Origin of the sequence: Mastigocoleus testarum BC008 (genome assembly GCF_001456025.1) — a bacterium.
Lineage (GTDB): Bacteria > Cyanobacteriota > Cyanobacteriia > Cyanobacteriales > Nostocaceae > Mastigocoleus > Mastigocoleus testarum.
Map to the genome: position 1 here is coordinate 17,635 of NZ_LMTZ01000111.1, position 20,511 is coordinate 38,145.

16 protein-coding genes, 1 tRNA gene and 1 pseudogene are annotated in these 20,511 nt (G+C 36.4%); 8 read left to right on the top strand and 10 right to left on the bottom strand.

The genetic code is table 11. The features are described from left to right. The first annotated feature begins 291 nt into the window (after positions 1-291). Complete coding sequence (locus tag BC008_RS27565; RefSeq protein ID WP_058184064.1) at positions 292-1,356, top strand: WD40 repeat domain-containing protein; 1,065 nt, start codon at positions 292-294, stop codon at positions 1,354-1,356. A gap of 196 nt (positions 1,357-1,552) precedes the next feature. On the opposite strand, the pseudogene BC008_RS27570 reads toward BC008_RS27565, so the two are convergent. Together BC008_RS27570 and BC008_RS27575 are read right to left on the bottom strand one after the other, a co-directional pair. Then, a pseudogene (locus BC008_RS27570) lies at positions 1,553-3,206 on the bottom strand (IS1634 family transposase). Between the two features lie 960 nt (positions 3,207-4,166). Next, a complete protein-coding gene (locus tag BC008_RS27575) occupies positions 4,167-4,427 on the bottom strand; it encodes a hypothetical protein (protein ID WP_036269365.1) in 261 nt (86 codons plus the stop codon). Between the two features lie 1,013 nt (positions 4,428-5,440). Between BC008_RS27575 and ltrA the strand changes: the two genes are divergently transcribed. Then, a complete protein-coding gene (gene ltrA / locus BC008_RS27580; RefSeq protein WP_058184065.1) occupies positions 5,441-7,192 on the top strand; it encodes a group II intron reverse transcriptase/maturase in 1,752 nt (583 codons plus the stop codon). Positions 7,193-7,256: 64 nt separating this feature from the next. Beyond that, positions 7,257-7,586 (top strand): hypothetical protein, encoded by a 330-nt coding sequence (locus BC008_RS27585; RefSeq protein ID WP_027845740.1) that lies wholly within the window; start codon positions 7,257-7,259, stop codon positions 7,584-7,586. A gap of 106 nt (positions 7,587-7,692) precedes the next feature. Here BC008_RS27585 and BC008_RS27590 read toward each other — a convergent pair whose 3' ends face one another. The 5 genes from BC008_RS27590 to BC008_RS27610 form a co-directional block, all read right to left on the bottom strand. Continuing rightward, positions 7,693-9,246, bottom strand: coding sequence for a sodium-dependent transporter (locus BC008_RS27590; RefSeq protein ID WP_201026186.1), 1,554 nt, complete (start codon positions 9,244-9,246; stop codon positions 7,693-7,695). 166 nt (positions 9,247-9,412) lie between these two features. Then, positions 9,413-9,967: a peroxiredoxin gene (locus BC008_RS27595; protein ID WP_027845738.1), complete on the bottom strand. Its 555-nt coding sequence runs from the start codon at positions 9,965-9,967 to the stop codon at positions 9,413-9,415. A gap of 61 nt (positions 9,968-10,028) precedes the next feature. Next, the gene (gene sipA, locus BC008_RS27600; RefSeq protein WP_027845737.1) at positions 10,029-10,262 is read right to left on the bottom strand and encodes a regulatory protein SipA; all 234 of its coding nucleotides are present in this window, start codon (positions 10,260-10,262) and stop codon (positions 10,029-10,031) included. Positions 10,263-10,398: 136 nt separating this feature from the next. Further along, positions 10,399-11,418 carry a sirohydrochlorin chelatase gene (locus BC008_RS27605; protein ID WP_027845736.1) on the bottom strand — a complete coding sequence of 340 codons (1,020 nt, stop codon included), beginning with the start codon at positions 11,416-11,418 and terminating at the stop codon, positions 10,399-10,401. Between the two features lie 508 nt (positions 11,419-11,926). Further along, positions 11,927-12,295, bottom strand: coding sequence for a pentapeptide repeat-containing protein (locus tag BC008_RS27610; RefSeq protein ID WP_027845735.1), 369 nt, complete (start codon positions 12,293-12,295; stop codon positions 11,927-11,929). Between the two features lie 862 nt (positions 12,296-13,157). On the opposite strand from BC008_RS27610, the gene BC008_RS27615 reads away from it, so the two are divergent. The 4 genes from BC008_RS27615 (at position 13,158) to BC008_RS27630 (ending at position 17,026) form a co-directional block, all read left to right on the top strand. Then, a complete protein-coding gene (locus BC008_RS27615; protein WP_027845734.1) occupies positions 13,158-14,222 on the top strand; it encodes a glycosyltransferase family 2 protein in 1,065 nt (354 codons plus the stop codon). 298 nt (positions 14,223-14,520) lie between these two features. Further along, positions 14,521-15,078, top strand: coding sequence for a hypothetical protein (locus tag BC008_RS27620; protein WP_058184067.1), 558 nt, complete (start codon positions 14,521-14,523; stop codon positions 15,076-15,078). A 260-nt stretch (positions 15,079-15,338) separates the two neighbouring features. Next, positions 15,339-16,049 (top strand): rhomboid family intramembrane serine protease, encoded by a 711-nt coding sequence (locus BC008_RS27625; protein WP_027845733.1) that lies wholly within the window; start codon positions 15,339-15,341, stop codon positions 16,047-16,049. A 236-nt stretch (positions 16,050-16,285) separates the two neighbouring features. Then, positions 16,286-17,026, top strand: coding sequence for a rhomboid family intramembrane serine protease (locus tag BC008_RS27630; protein ID WP_058184068.1), 741 nt, complete (start codon positions 16,286-16,288; stop codon positions 17,024-17,026). Positions 17,027-17,200: 174 nt separating this feature from the next. On the opposite strand, the gene BC008_RS27635 is transcribed toward BC008_RS27630, so the two are convergent. Beyond that, positions 17,201-17,273: transfer RNA gene (locus tag BC008_RS27635), tRNA-Ala, on the bottom strand. 298 nt (positions 17,274-17,571) lie between these two features. Between BC008_RS27635 and trhO the strand changes: the two genes are divergently transcribed. Further along, positions 17,572-18,438, top strand: a complete 867-nt coding sequence (gene trhO / locus BC008_RS27640; RefSeq protein WP_027846399.1) for an oxygen-dependent tRNA uridine(34) hydroxylase TrhO — start codon at positions 17,572-17,574, stop codon at positions 18,436-18,438. Positions 18,439-18,643: 205 nt separating this feature from the next. On the opposite strand, the gene BC008_RS27645 is transcribed toward trhO, so the two are convergent. Both BC008_RS27645 and BC008_RS27650 read right to left on the bottom strand, forming a co-directional pair. Next, positions 18,644-19,426, bottom strand: a complete 783-nt coding sequence (locus tag BC008_RS27645) for a GUN4 domain-containing protein (RefSeq protein WP_027846400.1) — start codon at positions 19,424-19,426, stop codon at positions 18,644-18,646. Between the two features lie 190 nt (positions 19,427-19,616). After that, positions 19,617-19,994 carry a tetratricopeptide repeat protein gene (locus BC008_RS27650; RefSeq protein ID WP_201026187.1) on the bottom strand — a complete coding sequence of 126 codons (378 nt, stop codon included), beginning with the start codon at positions 19,992-19,994 and terminating at the stop codon, positions 19,617-19,619. Between the last annotated feature and the right edge of the window lie 517 nt (positions 19,995-20,511).

Genomic DNA, 20,511 nt, shown 5'->3' on the forward strand with positions numbered 1-20,511 from the left:
TATAGCGAACAACACTACTTTCAGATTTCTAAGAATGAATTATAGAAATTGTATTATTGATAAGCTTATTACTACGTTTAAAAATTTCAGCAAAGTTATAACTCAACCGAAAATAATAAATTAATAGAATAATAAGTATTTAAGACAAAAAATTGCATTATAAAATTGCCAAAATGACAATAATATTATCCGTAAAATAACATGTAGTATTGATTTAGTATTGCCTTAATATTTTTAACTCGAACTCACGTGATTTATGATTAAATATCTCTATAAATAGGTCTTTTCTCTATGATTTCAAAGTTAATTTACTGGAAATTTTCAGCAGTATTAATAATAGCAACAATATTCATTATTGCTAGTCTTGACAGTTTTAGATTGATTCCACAATTGGAGATACTTACATCTGCTTCTAAGTATTGGTTAAATATTAGATCTTCTAACACTCTGAAAGGACATTCCGCCTGGATTTATGGGATTTCCGTAAGCCCAAATAGCAAAACTTTAGCTAGTGGTAGCTATGATGGAATTATCAAAATTTGGGATTTACATACAGGTAAGTTACTACATAGTTTTAAAGGACACCATGATGCAATTGAATCCCTTGCAATCAGTCCTAATGGTGATATTCTTGCCAGTAGTAGTTGGGATAACCAGATTAAGTTATGGAATCTGAAAACTGGTGTTCTTATTAATATCTTTAAAGGTCATACAGATTATATAAAAGCAATTGCTATTAGTCCCGATGGTAGATTACTGGCCAGTGGCAGTCTTGACAAAACTATCAGATTATGGGATTTTCGTACGGGTGAGTTACTCTATATATTGCCAAATATAGACTGGGTGAGATCCGTCGCTTTTAGCCCAGACAGTCAGACTATAGCTACTGGTAGTGAGAATGGCATGATCAAAGTTTGGCAGGTTGCTGAAGGTAAAATACTGAACATACTGGGAAAACAATCGGGATCAGTAAGGTCGGTTAGCTTTAGCCCTGACGGGCAGATTTTAGCCAGTGGCAGTTATGATAAGACTATCAAGCTATGGCAACTAAATAATGGCAAAGTATTACACACACTAATGGGACATTTAGGAGCAGTGAAATCGGTTGCCTTTAGCCCCAATGGACAAATTTTAGCTAGTGGTAGCTACGATAAAACTATTAATCTATGGCATTTACCCACTGGTAAACTGCTGAATAATTTAGCAGAGCATTCTAAACCTGTTTGGTCAGTTAACTTCAGTGCGGATGGTCAAAATTTAGTTAGTGGTAGCGCGGACGAAACCATTAAAATATGGCCTATGGAACTTTCAATAAATAAAATTTACTTAAATAAAAATAAAAAGTTATACAAATAAGGGGGCTACAAACTCTGATGTCGAGTAACACGCTTTTCGGAGTCTTGGCAACTTTTGGTGAACCCAGTAGAAACCTGACTTTTCCCGTTAACAGACTTGCTGCCGTTCGTGGCGCAGCCGCGCGTCTTCCAGGGCATGAAAACCTTAATGGGTTTTTTGAGTGTGATTGCAGTAGAACCCACATTCCGCAGCTTAATTAGCAAAGGAGATAATATTTACGACAAGGAGCACCAAAAAATTGTAGAATCCAACATCGTTCTTCACTGAGGTTGGAAATCTGTTTCAAGCCAGCGATAAGCCCGGAGGGCATAGCCGAAGGCATCGTTAATAAATGTATTGACATAAAACATTGAAATACCCAACGCAGAGTAGGAGTGGAAGTTGGCTTACCTAACTGGTTTTTGATTGTCTGGGATGTTTGTTCCAAGGATTGACGCAATACCCTCTGACCCAAGTTGTAAACTAGCAAAGACAAACCCATAACCATTGCCAAAGCTGCAACTCTTTTGCTTGAATTTAGAAATACACTGGAAGTAAAAAACAATGGGTCTTTGAGAAATCGAAAACCACGTTCGGTAGATTGCTGAGCTTTATATTCACGCAAAACATCTTCGTCGCTAAGCTCGTTAACATCAAGAACATTAGTGGCGAGAATAAACCTGCCAGCCCGTTCTCGCTCAACAAAAATTGCAGTTTCTTTGGGTATAACTTCAGCTTGAATCTGATACAAGTGTGTTGGTTGAGAATCTTTACGGGGTCTGCCACGCCCATGATGTTGGGCATGTTCAATAACTTCAATATTTGCGAGTTGATGAAATGACAACTGACTCTCAAGTCCTTTGGCTGCTTTTAGTGCATCTTCAGAGCATGCAAATTTTTGTTGACACAATTTTCGTAGTTGAGATTGTGCTTGTGTGTATCTTTTTGTTAGACGTTTTTCCAGTTGCTTCAAGTCAGATTCTTTACGAACTTCACTTTCTACCACCAGCCATCGCTGTTGCACACCACCATAATTATTACAACATGGGGCGATACGATATCCTGGAATTGTAGTTGGTATAAATGCATCAATATTGATATTTTCTAATAGTTCTTTTGCTGCAGTTAGGGTTGCAGGAATTCGAGATACCCATCGTAACTCTTGCATCTGTTGCAAATTTTTTTTAGTATAAAGAGCTGCATCAGCAACAAATAAAGCATCTATTTGCCATTGTTTTCGGAAGTCGGCGATAAGTGTTCCAAATATAGCTGAATCCACTTCGTTGCCATTTGCAACTCTCAGATATAAGGGGATATCTCCATCTCCACTGCACATCAAGTCGAGAATAAATTGTTTCAAATCCGGTCGATGATCTCTGGAATAACCATATGTAATTGTAATTAACCCTGATTCCACCTCGGCTTTATTATCAGCATCAGTTCCATAATTTCCATGTACGTGAAATGAACTAGAATCCAAGTGTAAACTGTTGATTTTTACTCCAAATCGTTCTGCTGCCGACAGTGCAACTCGGATGAAGATTTCGGTTAATCCTGCATCATATAGCTTGTCTAAGACTCTGCCCAAGCGGTCATCATTCAAATGTTCTGGGTATATCCCCTCTCCAAATAAATGTTCGGTTGCAATGCCTTCAAAAAACTTTTCAAATAAGTATAGTGGCGCACTGACAAAACCTAAGCCGTTGATAATCATTGCTTTGACGACTTGACCTGCACTGATTATTTCTTGGGGATGAGTTCCAAGCAGTTGGTTAATTTGCGATAACTTTACCCATTTCATCAATAATCCCTGCCACTATGCCCAAGTGGTCGATATTTTGTACTTTGATTTGCGATGCTGAAATACTCATGTTTTAAAAATACAACATTTTGCGATCGCACCTGCGGAATATGGGATGTAATATTAAAATATGCGCCTTAGGAAGATCCAAAAAATAAAATCTCCAACCGTCGCTTGTTCACTGCGTGAACAAGCGCCAGCAGTTCTTGATTTCACCCAATATATATTTGTACGGCACGCGCCAATGACCGTGGCGATACGGTTGGAGATTTTATTAATTTGAAGTCCCTTAGAAATTTTGCCTGCATATCAAACTCCATTTTTGAGGGAGATGATCCCGTATTAGATAAGCAGGATACATGACATAGTAAATACAATGCAAATGCTATGTAAAAACTTAAAATATCGGAGTCAAATCAAAATAACTTGATGAAATGACACATAGTATTTACTATGCAATTACTATGCATAAAATATATTTCGTCCAAGAAGTAAAAGCAATCAATATAAAATTTAATTATTATCTAATATTTGAGAGTTTAGGGAATTAATAATATTAGTTAACCGTGTTTCTAGTTTAAATATTATACTACAGTTATCAAGTTGTTATACAAATAAAATTTAATTAATCCAAAATAGAGAAATAATTATTTAAGATTAGTCGCTAATAGATAAATCAATAGATTAATTTTCAATTATTACTAAATATGTAATTGTGGATTATGGGGATAAATCTTGGGTAATAGATGTTTTGGATCTAGTACTGCTAAGACAAGATAGCTGTAAGTCTTGCTAGAAAAGAATTTATGTCCTCTGTTCTCTTCTTATAATTCAATATTTACAGGTACTAATTTTAGAATATTCGTTTATTTTGATTGTGACTTCTAATTTTCCTGAGACTGGCATGTCTAAACGCGAGTTATCAAATTGTTCTGATATTTTAGTATCATTGGTTGTTGATGGTTTCTCAATTTTGGGATTATTATTCTCTTGTTTGGGAGCATTCTCCTGCTTGGAAGTATTTTCCCGCCTAAGATTTTGATTTGTCTTTCTTCTTACCTTTCTTGCTCTTAGTTGAAGCTTTCTTCTCCTGGTTGATCTTGTAACGAAAATGCCTTGGGTGTTCCAAAGTGGGTGGAGCTAATAGTGAGTTAAACTCGAATGCATCCTGTTGGGAGTTGAATTTAGCTTTAAGTCCAACAAAATAAATCTCTTTTTTCTGTTGTTTATCTTGTGGATCGAAACGGAAGGGGGGAACCAAAGCATCTTTCCACAGTAGAGGTAAATGCAATCCTCTGGCATACTTGGCTTTGAGTTGTGGTTCTAGATTTTTGAATTTGGCATAACGTTCATCTGAGTAATTTTTAACCTACATCCCGCACTTCACTTTGTAGTATAAGGTGACTATCAATAAACTAAAAATATTTACTGAGCGTCTATGTATAAATACTGAATATAGCTTGCGGGTTGACGTTGATGGTTCTCCCAAACATCGCGCTTGTATTTAAAACTTATATTCAGAAAAAAGAAAAAGAGGTTTTTACATAAATAAAAATCTTGAAAAGTGAGAAAATTAAGAATCAAGTATGAACCTTAATCTCACAAAAAATGAATCACCAAATAGAAGATATTCAAATAAAAAACTTGGATCACTTAGGGATAGTGGCAGGGATAATTGTGCGGGTCGTTGGAGATACCAAGAAATAAATTTCTGAAGTTCTCCTCACCAAAAGAAAATTTTGGTCAATAGGGAAAGATTAGTAATAATCTGAAACCGAGAAAACTTATCTTCCGTGAGGGTGAAAATCCTTCCACCCCGACATCGGGTTGAAAGCATAGTGTCCAGGGCTAAGGAATGGTAATCGTTGGTTTTGAAGCGGCACTAAAAGCGGCCTCCACTAGTAGCCTACATAACTGGTGTCACCGCAAGCAACTGACTATGAGTAGTGAAAGCGAATATCCACAAACCATCGTAACTGCGAAGTTGGGAAATAAGGCTGATACCCAGCGTCCGAAATAAGGACAAGAAGGTGTTAAGGATGAAACATATATTATTATGTATGTTTCGATGTCATCTAATACTTCCGGTGGACTGGATAACTCTAAGGTCAGAATCAACGGAAAATAGGAACGATTCAAAGACTGGGAAAGTTCTCCGTATAGGAGTAGTTACCCGCAAAGAAACACCCCAGTCTCAGGGATGTAAGAAGAAGCAAACGCCCATCTGTAATGGATGAGGATAAGCCAATAGCTTACCTGCTGTACGAGAAGTACATTCGTTAAAAGCAATTAATAAGTTCTGGTATGGAGATTACATCAAAGTTGAAATGGAATACGTGGGAAGAAATCAATTGGAAAGCAGTTGAATTCCAGGTATTTAAGTTGCAAAAACGAATTTACAGAGCTTCCTTACAAGGTGATAAAAAGCTAGTCCACAAACTCCAGCGAATGATGGTCAGCTCATACTATGGAAAATTACTCGCAACAAGAAAGGTAACTCAAGAAAACAAGGGAAAGAAAACTGCGGGTGTTGATGGAGTAAAAGCTCTAAAACCCAAAGAACGTCTCAAACTTGCCAAAAATCTGAAACTAGATGGTAAATCTCAACCAACCAGAAGGGTTTGGATACCTAAGCCTGGAAAGAAACAGAGAAGACCTCTAGGAATACCCACCATCCTTGAAAGAGTAAAACAGACCCTTCTCAAACTAGCACTTGAGCCAGAATGGGAAGCCGTATTTGAGCCAAATAGCTATGGTTTCCGCCCTGGCCGCTCATGTCACGATGCAATTGCAGCAATATTCGCTTCTATCAACAAAAAACCAAAATACGTTTTGGATGCCGATATAAGCAAATGTTTTGACTGTATTAATCATCAAGCACTATTGAGAAAAATAAAAACCTTTTCTTTAGCTTCACGACAAATTAAAGCATGGCTTAAATCTGGAGTTATTGACTTTAGTAATTGGGCAGAAAGAAAGGGTTATAATTCCACTTCTGAGGGAACACCTCAAGGTGGGTCTATTTCTCCTTTACTAGCTAATATAGCATTGCATGGACTAGAAAAACATATAGAAAACAAGTTTCCTAACGATGAAAAAGGTAGATGGATTGATTCCTGGAAAATATACAGAAAGCAATTTCAATCACCAAGATTAATTCGTTATGCGGATGATTTTGTTATTTTATGTGAAGAACTAGAACCGATAAATAAATGTAAGGAATTAGTCAAAGATTGGTTAGAAAAAATCGGACTTGAGTTAAACACTAGTAAAACCAGAATCGCCCATACTCTGAAAACATTTAATGATGAACAAGCCGGATTTCAATTCTTAGGCTTTGAAATCAGACAATTCAAAGTTGGCAAACATCATTCTGGTAAAACGACCAGGAAGAAATTATTAGGTTTTAAAACCATCATTAGACCCTCCAAGGAAAAGGTCAAAACCCATTACGATAATCTCAACCAATGGTGTGACAAGATGAAAGCTGTAAATGCAGCAGCATTAATTAAACAGCTAAATCCTATCATCAGAGGTTGGTGTAATTATCAATCGCCTTGGCATTCATCAAAATCATTCTCCAAAGTTAAAAACCTGATGTGGTCAAGACTATGGAGATGGGCTAAACGTCGTCACCCTCATAAAAATAGAAAATGGATAGCCAATAAATACTTCGGTGGAAGTAGGCAATGGTCATTCGTTTATAGAAGTGGTGAAAATTCTCTGGAATTACTCTGTCACACTAACTTTCCAGCTAGTGTCAAATGGGTAAAAGTAGAAGGAACCAGAACTCCCTACGATGGTGACGCTTTATATTGGAGTAAACGCATAGGGGACAGTTATCAAACAATTGACCCGCAAAAATCCCGACTGCTAAAGAAACAGAAAGGGAAATGTGCTCACTGTGGAGCTAGTTTTAAACCCTCAGACCAGATGGAAAAACACCATATCATAAAAAGGTCTAAAGGAGGCAACAATGCTGACAAAAATTTGTTGTTAGTTCATTTATATTGCCACGACCAAATTCACTCACGTAAGGTTGATACTACAAATTAATGGTAGTAGTCGTACACTGAGGAGCGGTGTAAAGCGAAAGTTTTACGCACCGTTCTGGAGACCAGTGAGGGAAGGTGACTTCCCCACTGAGTTTAACGATAAAGATAATCAAAGTGAATACTTCTACAGCTTTGTTGCAGAACCGGGAGAAGTTGCGATCGCCTTAGATGTAGCTCCGGATGACAAGAATACTTTGAACTATATCACAGTCGATTTATTCGATCTTGATGGGAATAAATTAAAATCTTTTGGTGTAGGTGTCATTTCAAAAAGTAAGCGTAAAGTTCAAAAATTACAGGTTCAAAATCAGCAGAAAATTATTATGCAAATCAGTCGGAGATCGAGTAAAGGATCGGCAAGCTATCGTTTGAGTGTGAGCGGTTCTGTTAAATAAGACAATAATTCAAACAGGTAATTTAATATTTAGCTTGCCTTTTTTTTCTATATATTCCGTAAACAAAGACAAAATTCAAAATTCAACCAAACCAAACCAAACTAAACTAAACTTCGATATTTCTTCTCCAGTCATTCAGCAGACATAAAAGAAATAACATAAGTGGAATCAAAACAATCGCCCAACCAATTCCCAAAGCCCAGACCGGATATCCTCCATAAGGCGTGTTGATATCTTTAGAAAGCTGGGTAGCAAGTAAACAGGTTAAAATTATTGGAATTACATATTTGATGGAAATATTCCACCATTTACCAACTCGCCAATCACTAACTTGATTAATGTGTCTTCGGAGTGGCTCCACTCCATATATCCATCCAGCCAGGATGACTTGGAAAATTGCTGCCAATATTAAGTTGTAGTTGGTAAGAAAATGGTCTGTAATATCTAAAAAATAAAGTCCAGCACGAGTTGTGTAAATTATTCCAGCAATAAATCCAGCGATGCAAACCCAAAATGAAACAACAGAAAGTTTGAGATGTTTGTGTTGATCCAGAATAGCTCCATTCAATACTTCGACTATTGAGAACGCACTATCAATCCCTAAGGATAAAAGCATCACAAAAAATAAAATACTGAATAACCAGGGTAATGGCATCAAGCTCAAAGCCTCTGGGAAAACCACAAACGCCAGACCAGGACCTGAAGCTGCTAGTTCTTTTAAGGGAGTATCTGTTTGGGAAGCCATGTAACCCAAAATTCCAAACACCACAAAGCCTGCAAATAAACTAATTGCACTATTTATGATTGCTGTCGACCAAGCATCTCGAGCAATATCATCATCTTCTTGCTTGTAGCTAGAATAAGTAATCATCACCCCAAATCCTAGTGAAAGGGTAAAGAAAATCTGCGAAAAGGCAGATGTCCAAACTTCCGGATCTACTAGTGCACTCCAAACCGGATTAAGGTAAGCTCTCCAGCCATCTAAAAAACCAGGTAAAGTAATTGCACGTAACAGCAGTAAACCCAGTAAAACAACTGGTAAAGGTACTGAATAAAGAACTACTTTCCCAACACTTTTTGTTCCTTGCCAAATACAAAAATAAATCAAAATCCAAACGACTGTAAGACAAAGAAGGATAGACCAGTTAATACCTCCTAAATTATTAACTCCATCGCTAATCTGGAGAACACTGTTATTAAAGTAATTTTTAGGATTATCCGACCACTGCACCCCAAAAGACGCTAGAAAATAAATCACAGACCAAGCCATAACTACGGCATAATAAGAAACAATCACCAAGGAAGAAATCATGGTAAAAATACCCAAACCCCCCGCGTAGGGATGGAGTTTCCGGAAAGAGCCAATTGCACCCTGCTGCATTTTTTGTCCCACCACAAATTCCAGAATTAGCATTGGCGTACCAACAATAATTAAGGCAATGAGGTAAGGTATAAGAAATGCACCTCCACCATATTTCCCAGCTAGGTAAGGAAAGCGCCACACATTACCTAAGCCGACTGCTGAACCTACAGCTGCTAGCAAAAAAACAGTTCTAGAAGCCCAACGTTGACGAGCCATAGATTTACCTCGAAAACATAGAATGACTCTGACAACATCAGAACAACCGAAGAATCCTGAATTAGTAAATATTCTTATCAATTGACACTCTCCGGGCTAAAGCCACGCTTGTTTCCAAGCTCCCGCGAGGTTTTTTATGAAGCGAATTTTACCAATTCTGAGACAAATTTCCCCCTTCTCAAGCTAGAGCAAGGGGGATCGCTTAGTAAATTTTTGCAACTAACAACTGAAGTTACTAATTTTATTCTCAAGCTGCTGAGCGCAATTCCTCTAGTCTTGCTAAAACTTCAGTACTATGAATCGAGGGATTAACCTTTACAAAAGTTTCACGCAGTACGCCTTCTGGATCAATAATAAAAGTATGGCGCATGGAAACAAAACCAATCCAAGAACCATAATCTTTACTTACAGCCCCACTAGTATCAGCTAGCAAAGGAAATTTTAAACCTTCAGAATCACAAAATTCTGCATGGGAATCAATATCGTCGGCGCTAACGCCGATTACCTGAGCATTTTTTTCGATATACTTAGGTAAATCTTGCTGAAAACGTCGTGCTTCTATAGTACAACCAGGAGTAAAATCCTTGGGATAAAAGTAAAGTACTACCCACTTCCCACGATAGTCAGATAGGGAAACTTCACCATCACCAGTGTTAGTAGAAAGAGTAAACTCGGGTGCAAGTTGATTAACATCAGGTAATTTACCACCCAATGCATTTGCTGTAGGAGCAAAATTGAGCCATCCCAAAACAGCAAAACACAAAGCAAAAAGTATATTTAAAAAATTCCGACGGGAAACCATAACACCAGCTAAATATCCACAACTTTAAATAAGTTTACAATTATTAGTTGCAATTAGTTACCTATTCAGTAGTTGCTGTATCAATGGCTTCAATGTATTGACTATCCATTAGAAATGCTCCTTTGGTGAAGCGTATACCCCAATATCCACCAGGACGGCGATCGAGTACTACACCTTCTTCTCCCACCTCCAAGATATCAGGGGGACGCAACATAGGCATAGGGTCTGCTGTTTTAATATAAGGTGGGAGGGTTACAAGTCGGACTTTAGCCCCAATTACAAATTCTTTAGACATGAATTTTTTGAGAATTTTGATTTAGACGATAGCCTATTTATCCTAGATTTTAACTGAGTAAGCATTGTCCTAGAAGCAAAAATCCCCTGTACTTCATTCAGTCAGGGGAGTTTCAATCAAGTGTTTTTGAATTATCTTAAGGTGCTTGCCAAATTCTTTGGTGATATTTGTTCACATCTGCATAGGGATCGACCGAGGAATGGGAATGGGAATGAGAATGAGAATGGTTGTGTCCGTGATGATGATGGAGTTCACCATCGCCATAAGATAATGCTGTCAATCTAAACTTACAAATCTCGCAGTTCATGTTTACTTGTCCAACTTGGGTTTCAATTTCTCGTTCCCGCAGTACAGATAAAAGTTGAGAGTTTAAGCCCATCTCCGGTAGACACGTTATGGATATTTCTGGATACTCTTGTTGTTGTTGTGCTGCAATACGGAAGATTTTTTTTACTAGTGCACCAGTAAATAAGAAGTATGGTAAAACAATAATCCGTTTGGGTTGATAAAATCTTGCTCTCAGAAAACCCTCTTCTAGCCTGGGGTGAGTAATACCGATAAAGCAAGTTTCTACAGTTGTATAGCCGCTACCTTCCCAGATTACACGTGCAAGTTTACACACATCACCATTAGCGTCAGGATCGCTTGAACCTCTACCAACAAATAGCAAAACAGTGTCTTCACGAGCAATTTGTTGTGGGTTATGTTCGGGGAGATCGAGTACTGCTAAACGCTCTTTCCAGAGTTCAAGAATCCCTGAGGTAATACCAAAATGTCTCCCATAGTGAAGTTTTAGCTGAGGATATTTTGCTCGAGCTCTATCTAACTCGTTGGTCACATCAAACTTATTATGGCGGGCAGCAAATAACAGTATAGGTAGTACGGAAATATCCGTGTAGCCTTGTTTAATGCACTCATCTATACCTTCTTGAATTGTCGGAGCAGTCAGTTCCAAAAAACAAGGTATAACTGGACGAGAAAGATCTAAACTTTGATACGTTGTAGCAAAATCTAATAAAGCTTGTTTCCCTTGCTCGTCTCTAGTTCCATGACCAACCATTAGTACTGGACGTTGGATTGGTAGGCAAGGGAAATTTAGAACTTGAATATTTGATTGCTCCAAGCCAGTTAAATTATGAATATGGATATCGGACATTATATTATTGATAGCTCCTTTCCAATGAAACGCAGGAAATAGATAGAGCAATTAACAGACAGGCATTCTGGCTTACAAAGGTGAAGCATTATTTATCTGTTAGCCTCCAGGTAATCTTTGCAATTAGATTTGAATCAAGCTAACAATGGAACTCTAATTTTATAACTTTGATTGCGATTCTCGTTGCAATGAGACAAATGTTTCCTGTCACTTTTTTGAACTAATTTTCTTGAACCCGTTGGTTACCCGGTAGGCCGAGCATGTATATTTTATGTTGTGCCTTCAATGCAATAAAAATCGCTATAATCCGCATAAAATTGCGGTATAGCACAGATTTACAGCCAGATTTTACCTTATCTGTTAATACCTATGCGTATCTATGCGTACACTGTTATCTTATCGGAATCTGACTCATTTCCCCAAAAATATAGCGAAATTTAAGTTTATCTTTTAATTTGCAGTTTATGATTTCTGAGGCTAATAATTTTATGAACTTTATGTACAAACTTCAGAATCTATGCATGTTGTTACCCTCAGGGTTAAATCCTTGAGTAAATTTTGTGGTGCTATCGTAACATGCTCTATCTAAAGCAGCCCCATATAGCTTTGTGTACCTTAGTTTTGCACCCCGTAAATTAGCATCTTTTAGATCGGCTCCACTCAAATTCGCACGGGTCAAGTTAGCTTTTGCTAAGTTAGCACCACTCAAATTTGCTCCCCACATTCTTGCTTTAGCTAAATTTGCTCCCATCAAATTTGCTGCACATAGGTTAATTCCTACCAAATCCAGCCCGATCAATTTGGCTCTGCTCAGATTTACTGTTGAAAAATCTCTCTCTCCTGCTGCATAACGTCGTTTCAACTCTTCGATATCCATACCCGACTATTTCTCTAATTATTTACTTAGCAACTATCAAAATATTCTATTGTGATTATTTTCACTTCTTCTTGTAAGCATCAAGATTAAGAAATATTTTATGCGTCTCAAGATTGGGTCTAAATCACAAACTTATGCATAACAATTTTATGACCTATGGTGTTTAATTATTTGTTGCAATATTTAGCTTTGATATTCAGTTATAAAATTTACCATCTATAGGACTATAGTAATCATATTTGATTTGTGAATAGATAAATCCTGTAGTAGAGACGTTGCATGCAACGTCTCTACAATTTTTGTCAATGTTTTTTGTAAATTGTAGAAAACCATAACATTAAATTATAAATAAAGTGCTTTATAAAAAAAAAACTTGCTCTATTTCTATTTACGTTAAAGTAACAATAAAGTTATCTACTATGTTTTTGAATCTCGAGTAAATTATATTTTTTTTAAACTCGTTGATTTACAATAAATTATGACGTGTTTTTATAGATTGATAGAATCTAATAAATAAGTAATTTGATCGTATGCATATTTTATACACAACGATTGGTTGATTTTTGTTCTCAGATAAATATGACCTTAGGTAGATATAAATGTATTATGCTTTACTATATATTTTTAATTTAAAGCTAATAGTAATATAAATTTACCAATTATCCATTGATGTTTTATGTTTTTAAAATAAATGTAGTTTCTTCAATAGATAAGTATTTATTTTAATAAATTTTATTTTTTCATGAAATTTTATCTGCTACTCGTATTCCCGATATTAAATGTGTAACGTTAATAATAAATTTTAGATTCAGATATCAAGTAATACAGCTCGGTTTTTAAGTACTATTATTTAAAGCATCATATGGATGTTAGTGTAATTATTTGTGCATATAATCGCCTCTGGTCTCTTCCGAAGGCAATAGAGTCTTGTCGCCAGAGTAAATGTAAAGTCGAAATCATTGTTATTGATGATGCTAGTACAGATGGGACATGGGAATGGTTGCAACAGCAACCCGATCTCGTAACCTTAAGACAAATTAGTAACTGGGGAAAACCTTGGGCTGTAAATAGAGCGTTTCACATCGCAAAAGGGAAATATATTCGTTTTTTAGACTCTGATGATTGGCTATATCCAGATGCGAATGATAAACAATTCGAAATAGCTGAAAAAACCCAAGCTGATTTAGTGGTTGGCGGTTACGAAATTTATAATGAACGTGAAGAATTAATTAGAAGTCAAAACTGGATTGACTGCGATGATTTTATTGCTCAGCAATTAGGTGAAGGAGATAGCTCTCATTACTCTGCGTTTATTTTCAAAAGAGAGTTAATTGAAAATATTCCCCACCGAACTTCATTTGCATCTGCTGGGTTTGCATCGAGAGATGATCGTTGCTTGATGTTAGAAGTTGCTCTAGCAAAACCCAAGATAGCTATAGTCTACGAACCAACGCTTTGTCGTCGCCATCATAGTAAAAAACGGTTACTATTTGCTACAAGTTTAAAAGGTTTAGGGACTGATTTACAGCATCTATTAATTTATAAAAATATTATCAATCAACTGTTGATTAGGGGAGAATTAACACCTCGAAGAATTGATGCAGCTTGTGAAATTCTTTGGATTATCGCCCATTCAATTGCCCGTACTCATTTAGATGAGGCTTGTGAAATAGCAAACTGGGTTTATCAGTTAAAACCAGATTTTCAACCAATTGAAGAAGGTTTACTTGGAAAATTGTATTCTCATTTGGGCTTTCGTAATACTGAAATAATTTTGCGTATTAGGCGAACTATAGTTTCACTACTTCGTCCCCAGAAAACACAAAAATACTTAGATTTCCCTTGTCCAAAGACCCCAAAAATCAGTTTCCCATCTGATGGATTTAATGTCGGGATAAATAATTACGATAGTTGCGAGAAAATTTGATCTACCGAATAATTCCGCTTTTAAGAATAATTTTGCTCATGAAATTCCCTATGCATCTAATGCTGGGGTTTTTGCTTTTAGTAACACTAATATTTTCATTTATTCAATAACAGGCAAAAATGCATTATCTATCATGCAATTACTATGCTTTGGATTAGGTTGACACTTTTTTGTCATATTTGATTGTCACACTAAGAATAACCAATGGAACGGTTCGCTGAGCAGTCGTTTTTCAACGGTCATTACTGATTATAAAAGTTTACTTGTAACTATTTAATTATAAGGAGTTATTAATTTTATGCTTGAAACTATTCATCGCAATTCTAGTCCAAGTTCTAGTCTGAGTCCCAGTCGAAGTTCTGGTCGAAGTTCTGGTCGAAGTTCTAACTTATCTAACTTCGTTACTACACTTTTAGCAACTACATTACTTTCTGTTTCTTTTCTTAGTGTTAATCCACTGCAAACCAATAACTCATTAACAGAATCTTTTACCAGTCAGAGTTTCGATAGTGACGTGAGTCAGATTATAACTCAAACTAATAGTGGAAATCCAAATAGTCTTGGTAATTTGAGCAGAATACTGACAATCGGGTTAGTGGGTGCTGGAAGCGCTGGTTTGATCTGGCGAATTAATAAAGGGAATAAGTCTTTAAACGCCAATATTAATTCATCAAACTATGGTTCTTGGATTGATCGAGCTAGTCCACCATTGCGCAAAAGACTTCTGAAGCTTTTATACAATGATCGCCGAACCGCTAATAGATTAATTGCAGGTGCAAATATCACCAATCCTGGACGTTCGGTTAACTGGTTAACTGAAAAGGTGATATACGAACTTGAACGCGATCGCCGTTAAGGAATTATTTACAGTTAACAGTCAACAGTTACCAGTTAACAGTTAACAGTTATCGGTTACCAGTTAAAAACAGTTTATGGCTAATGCCACGCCCTTACGGTTTACATTTACCAGTTACAAATTATCTGTATAGTAGAACGATGTAATTTATCTTCCACTTTAAGATACTAATAGATACTATTAAGTTTATCCATAAGCTAGAAGTAAAACTGAGACAATCTCGCTATCGTGGTTATATATATTGATACGAACAAAAACCCGTGGTACCGATTCGAGATAATAATCCAACTAGTATTACACCCTATGTAACTTTTGGGTTAATTACTTTTAATGTCTTAGTTTTTCTCTATGAAAGTAGTTTACCTGCACCAGCTTTAAATGGATTTTTCCATTTGTTTGCTATAGTACCGCGAGAGTTGAGCTTAAGTTTTGCCGGGGTGCAGGTGAATCAACCCATACCAGAATGGGCAACTCTATTTACTTCTCAGTTTTTACATGGTGGTTTATTACACCTAGGTGGAAACATGTTGTTTCTGTGGATTTTTGGTAATAATATTGAAGATAAATTGGGTCATATAAAATATTTAATTTTTTATTTGACTTGTGGAGTGTTAGCTGGTCTAGCCCAATGGTATTTCTCCCAGACTTCTCTAATTCCTTCTTTGGGCGCTAGCGGTGCGATCGCCGGAGTTATGGGTGCGTATATTCTTCGTTTTCCCAAAGCAGAAGTTTTAACTTTGGTTCCTTTAGGTATATTTTTCCCGACATTTCGGGTACCTGCTTTTTTCTTTTTGGGATTTTGGTTTTTAGAACAGGCTTTTTATGGGTTTGCGAGCTTAGAAGCTCCAACAAATATTGGTATGGAGGGTGGTGGTATTGCTTACTGGGCTCATGCGGGTGGTTTTGTCTTTGGAGCAATTGTAGGTCCAATTTTGGGTTTATTCAGTGACAAAGCTGAAGAGCAATATTAGTAATGGGTAATTGGTAATGGGTAATGGGTAATTGGTAATGGGTAATGAGTAATAAGTAAGAAGTCAGAAGTTATTCCTCATTATGTTATTCTAAATACCTAATCCCCAAATTCCCTACACTCCCCACACTTTCCCCAATCCCCAAAATAAACAACTCAGGTGAAAGATTTATCCTTCGCATTCGCTAGTTCCACAAGCTATATTGCAGTTAATTAGTAATTAGGAAAAACCCACCTGTGTTTCCTCTATCAGACGAAAATCCAACCAGAATTACCCCATATGTTACTTATGGGTTTATTGCCATCAATATTGTCGTATTTCTCCACGAATTTACATTACCCGATGCTCAGCTTTGCCAATTTTTTCAAGCCTACGCACTAGTACCGCGACAATTAAGCGAAAGCTTTGGTGTTTTAGTTCCATTTACCCGATCTGCTTTTCAATGTCCTGTGATACTTGCGGCTAACCAAGGACTACCGGAATGGGCTACTCTGTTTACTTCTCAATTTTTGCATGGCGGTTGGTGGCATCTAATTTCAAATATGGTGTATCTTTGGGTCTTTGGTAACAATATTGAAGACCGTTTGGGTCATTTCAAATACATCATTTTTTACTTAGCCTGTGGAGCTTTGGCAGCTTTGTGTCAATATATTATTTCTCCAGGTTCGATGATTCCTTCTTTGGGAGCAAGCGGTGCGATCGCAGGTGTATTAGGTGCTTATGTAATTCGCTTTCCCCGAGCAGTTGTTAATACTTTTGTATTTCTGGGTATTTTTATCACTACAATCAGGGTACCTGCATATGTACTTATAGGGTTCTTCGTTATCCAAAACGTAATATCTGGTATTGCTAGTCTACAAGCAGTTGCAGGTATGGGCGTAGAAACGGGTGGGGTTGCTTACTGGGCTCACATCGGTGGTTTTGTATTTGGATTGATTTTGGCACCTTTGCTTGGTTTATTTAACCGTGACTATTAGAAATTTTTAATTGGTTAAACCTATTAACTGAACATAAATTACTATCCCTTAAGATGAAATAAGTCCGTTATACAAACTAAATAAACACCGGAGGTGGATTAACATTTACTGTTCCAGAGGAGATAATTATTTCTCTGTGAGTACTAAGCTAATCCGTCTCTATTTACTTTTATATGGAGATAAGCGGACTCGAACCGCTGACATCCTGCTTGCAAAGCAGGCGCTCTACCAACTGAGCTATACCCCCAAGATATAATTCAAAAGTAAAAAGTCAAAAGTCAAAAGACGGTTAAAAAATATTTACTTTATACTTAAGTATTTTAGCTTCAGTATTTTAACTTTACTAAAATTATTGTAAATGATAAATGTGGCGATTTCGACCTACAGGTTGAAATTTTACAGCAGTTTACAGCAAATATTTTAAACTTATTTAAGTTTTCCGCCAATAATAAAGTTTGGGAAAATGTAGAATTTTAAAGCACACAAAATAATCTTCCCTACATATAATCAACTTGAAATTCAACTGTTTAAAAAGTTAAGAAATTATGACTTTAGTAGTTGCTGCACTGTATAAATTTGTCAAATTACCAGACCTTACTGAAAAACAGGAATCTTTGCAATCTTACTGTCAAGATCGGGGAGTGAAGGGGACGATTTTACTCGCAGAAGAAGGTATTAATGGTACGATTGCTGGCGATCGCGAGAGTATTGATTCAGTACTATCGTTTTTGCGTTCCGATCCACGCTTACAGGATCTAGAACATAAAGAGTCCTATACTGAAAGTTTACCTTTTAAGCGTATGAAAGTACGTTTGAAAAAAGAAATTGTCACTATCGGTTTATCAGATGTTGACCCAAGCGAACAAGTTGGAACTTACGTTAATCCCCAAAATTGGAATGATATAATCTCCGATCCTGAAGTCACATTAATCGATACCCGCAATGATTATGAGGTTGGAATTGGGACTTTTCAAGGCGCGCAAAATCCCCACACTGAATCGTTCCGAGAGTTTCCTGAATATGTGCTCGAAAATCTCGATCCAAGCAAACAGAAGAAAGTAGCCCTATTTTGTACCGGTGGAATTCGCTGCGAAAAAGCTACATCTTTTATGCTTTCCCATGGATTCGAGGAAGTGTATCACCTCAAGGGTGGAATTCTCAAATACTTAGAAGAAGTACCAGCAAAAGAAAGTTTATGGTCGGGCGAGTGTTTTGTTTTCGATCAAAGAGTCACAGTCCGTCACGGTTTAGAAGCTGGTAATTATGAGATGTGTGCTGGTTGCGGTTATCCAATTTCGGAAACAGAGAAATCTTCACCAAAGTACGAGGAAGGAATTTCCTGTCCCCAATGTTTTGATGATTTGACTGAAGAAAAAAGAATGCGTTTGCAAGAGAAAAAGCGTCAACGTTGATTAATTTAATCAATAGGAAAATTAGGGTCAATGCAAAATAAAGGTAATAAAATCAACAAATAAGAAACTCAGGACTTATGCTACTGTCACAAGTAATGATGCGGTGTAGCCACATTGAGCGCCCAAAAAACTAACTTTTTGAAAACACGCCCTAGTCGTGAGATTTTGCTTTATAGGTATATAAAAACCGTTCCCTATAAGTACTTTATGGAAGGAATGGTTCTTGTAATTTTAATCTTGATTTTTTGTCTAGTTTTTCCACATCCTTAATCAATCCTTTAGCATAGTCAAAGTTTTCTTTTCTTAAAAACATTAGAGCATTCATATTAGATTTATACAGTTCCATGCGTTTCATTAGTTCAGAGAAAATACTCCATTGATAACTCCAACAGTAACCATCTTCTTTGTCTTGGTCACTATTATCAATATCATATTTCATAAGTTCCTCAAATATACCAGCTATTCGTTTGAAGGAATTATAAACACGCCACAGGTCATTAAGCCGGTTTTGTGTTGCAAAATATTCAACATGTCTCTTGTTACACAATATCAACCAAGCCCGAGGTAAGCACAATTTGCGTGAAAATATCCCCTTTGATTCATAATTAATGGTTGAATAGTATTTAAAATCGTCACTAAAAGACCTTTTTTTCACAGTTACCCAACCAAATTCTAGTCCTGCACTAAGGGAATCATCTCCAGTTTCTCTCCAAATTAAATATTGTCTATCGAATCCACTATACCCAATATATTTAGACCAAATAAAGTTCAATATATATATGTGCTGTAAAGGGAATCCTAAGAAATCCTTCTCCTCCAAATACCAACTATCTTGAGGAAAAGCTAATTTTCCACAGACAGATAACATAATTTTTGCAGTTTGTAATTCGGCACCAACTATATACCCCTCAATCAAATAAGAAATTAACCTTTTGTAGTTGAGATTAATCTCTTTAGATTTAGGAGATTCTGTTAAACCTGATATCATCACTTATTTTCTTTGCTACTTTGAATTTACAAAATTATTTCCATTCACACCAGAGAACTTCAATGAGTAAAGTTAAAACTTGTGTAAACGCTGTATTCCAAAAATCCCCTGATGTTTATGCATCGCTATATGGTAGTAATCACCCTTCCTAAATTTTCCTGAATATCAGTCTGTAAAATAAAACTTTGTTTTATTCAGGTTTAATTTCAAGTCTTTTTATTAACTTTTTACTACGATTTATTTGTTTTTCAGAGATGTCCAGCGCTTTTTCGTAGGATGCAATTAATTCTTCTAATCTTCCCAATCTATACAGCACTACACCCCGACTATGCCAAGCTTTGTGGTAGTCAGGTTTAATTTCAAGTGCTTTATCGTAAGATGTCAGGGCTTGTTCTAATTTTCCTAATGCAGTAAGAGCAACACCCCGACTGTACCAAGCTTGATGTTTATCAGGTCTAATTTCAAGCACTTTGTCGTAAAACGCTATGCTACTCTCAAGATTACCAGCACCATATTGTTTAAAACCTCTTTGAAAAAACATTTCTGCTTTTCTGTGCTTTTTTTTCATTGCTTCTTTGTCAGTGTTATTTTTTTGTGAATAAAATTTCACCTTCAGTAAAATCAACATTTTCATTTAAATATCAAGCTTATGCCTGGTCAGTATTTAAATATCAAGCTTATGACTTTCCGATGCAAGTACTTAAGTAAGGTCACTACTCATTTTGCCTAAAGGTGCTGGCAAATCCTTGTTCCATAAACTTTAGAGAAAATTTATTAACATACTGAATCAGTACTAGTTTGCTTAGGAAAACAGCGTTCAGAATCATAACCACAACTTGGATGTGACAAGACTTTTAGCCTTTAGGAAAACTTCTAATACTGGATTTTCAACAAAATGTAAACTTTTATTACGCAAAACTTAATTTAATTTAAATTCCACGAAAGCGAATAAAGTAAGAGATTAAATGTTTTGGGGGACGCGGGACCCAATGTTTTTTCACTCTTAAAAAGAAACATGTCGTTCCTCCCTGTTCCCTGTTGACTCTTCCCTTCTTGTTAAACCAAAAAAGATCTGAAATGACCTC

Bases quoted from the DNA above. Each gene is read 5' to 3' on its own strand.
- BC008_RS27565 (WP_058184064.1), top strand. From the start codon at position 292: ATGATTTCAAAGTTAATTTACTGGAAATTTTCAGCAGTATTAATAATA.
- ltrA (WP_058184065.1), top strand. From the start codon at position 5,441: ATGGAGATTACATCAAAGTTGAAATGGAATACGTGGGAAGAAATCAAT.
- BC008_RS27595 (WP_027845738.1), bottom strand. From the start codon at position 9,967: ATGGTTTCCCGTCGGAATTTTTTAAATATACTTTTTGCTTTGTGTTTT.
- sipA (WP_027845737.1), bottom strand. From the start codon at position 10,262: ATGTCTAAAGAATTTGTAATTGGGGCTAAAGTCCGACTTGTAACCCTC.
- BC008_RS27605 (WP_027845736.1), bottom strand. From the start codon at position 11,418: ATGTCCGATATCCATATTCATAATTTAACTGGCTTGGAGCAATCAAAT.
- BC008_RS27610 (WP_027845735.1), bottom strand. From the start codon at position 12,295: ATGGATATCGAAGAGTTGAAACGACGTTATGCAGCAGGAGAGAGAGAT.
- BC008_RS27615 (WP_027845734.1), top strand. From the start codon at position 13,158: ATGGATGTTAGTGTAATTATTTGTGCATATAATCGCCTCTGGTCTCTT.
- BC008_RS27620 (WP_058184067.1), top strand. From the start codon at position 14,521: ATGCTTGAAACTATTCATCGCAATTCTAGTCCAAGTTCTAGTCTGAGT.
- trhO (WP_027846399.1), top strand. From the start codon at position 17,572: ATGACTTTAGTAGTTGCTGCACTGTATAAATTTGTCAAATTACCAGAC.
- BC008_RS27645 (WP_027846400.1), bottom strand. From the start codon at position 19,426: ATGATATCAGGTTTAACAGAATCTCCTAAATCTAAAGAGATTAATCTC.
- BC008_RS27650 (WP_201026187.1), bottom strand. From the start codon at position 19,994: ATGAAAAAAAAGCACAGAAAAGCAGAAATGTTTTTTCAAAGAGGTTTT.